Genomic DNA, 1,268 nt, shown 5'->3' with positions numbered 1-1,268 from the left:
GGCTGGTGGAGCAGCCGGTGCGCCGTTATCCGCTGAAGTGGTGGTGGGAGACGCTGCTGGCGGTGCTGGCGGTGGTGGGGTTGTGGCTCGGCATCGATGCCCTGCACCACACCTTCAAGGGCTATTTCTTCGTGGCCGGTGATGCCGATCCGGTGCCCTTCCGTGAACGTACACAAGTGCTTGATCCGATGATTCCAGGTACGCAGATCAATGCGGCTTGTAGTCTTCGCTACGGATTGGATTACAACGCTTCTACTCGTCCAGATTATGACCGCTGTAGCAAGCCCGGTAGGCAAGGTGCCGGAGAAATCTTTCTGATTGGTGATTCCCATGCCCAGCACCTGCTGCCGATGCTGGATGCGGTCACGGCCCGCACAGGCCAGCGAATCAGTTTCACCTATCAAGCTGCCTGCCTTATCGATCCCTCCATAACTGTCACCTGGGAGAACCGTCGGTATGAGCCCTGCAGGCATTATGCGGCAGGTGAAATGGAACGGGCTTTAACTCGACTGAATCGGGGAGATATTGTGATCATCTCTAATTTCCTGCATCGATATCTGTCTACTATGGATTCACCAGCCACACTCCTCTACAGAGGTGAACGCTCCATCGGGCCCTCAGAGGTCAGGGATATCCATCTTGCAAATCTTCGCGCCTATGCTGCCAGGCTGGCCAGCAAGGGGATCCAGCTTGTTCTCTTCGTCGACAATCCCCCACTGGCCAGGGAGCCTGCAGCGTGTCAAATCCAGGGGGGTGCAAGCTGCGCCCCGACTCCCGAAAAGACTGCTCGTATGCAAAACAAAGTCCGTGAGGCGTTGCACGCGGTTGCCGCGGGCCTTCCCAATGTGCACGTGTTCGACCCCACCCCTTATCTCACCAGGAATGGCAAAGTGACCTACCGATTGAAGAATGGCACTCCAATTTATGCCGACAAGCATCACCTGAGCGTGTCGGGTAGCCGCTCGCTGGCTGCGCCTTTCGAGCGGTTCCTGTCGCAGTCGGGGCTGATCCCGACGGGCCGATGATGAAGGAGGCAGTCGCAAGCTCAGGTAGCACCACAGCCGGTATCAGGGCGCCGTCGCGGTTTGCCTACCGGCCGGACATCGATGCACTGCGCGGGGCGGCGATGCTGGCGGTGCTGGTGTTCCACCTGAACAAGGGGTGGCTGCCTGGTGGGTTCACGGGAGTGGACGTCTTCTTTGTGATTTCGGGCTATGTGGTGATGGGCTCGCTGCTGGGCCAGGCGAGCAAGCCGCTGTGGCCCCGGC

At 59.1% G+C, this 1,268-nt stretch carries 2 protein-coding genes; both read left to right on the top strand.

The window, feature by feature from the left end; translation table 11 throughout:
* A partial coding sequence (locus KUG43_RS16765) for an SGNH hydrolase domain-containing protein (RefSeq protein WP_286194939.1) occupies positions 1 to 1,025 on the top strand: 1,025 nt, incomplete at its 5' end.
* The coding region (locus tag KUG43_RS16760; protein WP_502988625.1) for an acyltransferase family protein at positions 1,022 to 1,268 on the top strand (247 nt) is incomplete at its 3' end. The genes KUG43_RS16765 and KUG43_RS16760, both read left to right, overlap by 4 nt.

Source organism: Synechococcus sp. CCY 0621 (genome assembly GCF_019038465.1).
Classification (GTDB): domain Bacteria; phylum Cyanobacteriota; class Cyanobacteriia; order PCC-6307; family Cyanobiaceae; genus Cyanobium.
The sequence above is the reverse complement of the archived record's forward strand: the minus strand, read 5'-3'. Positions and strand labels throughout refer to the sequence as shown.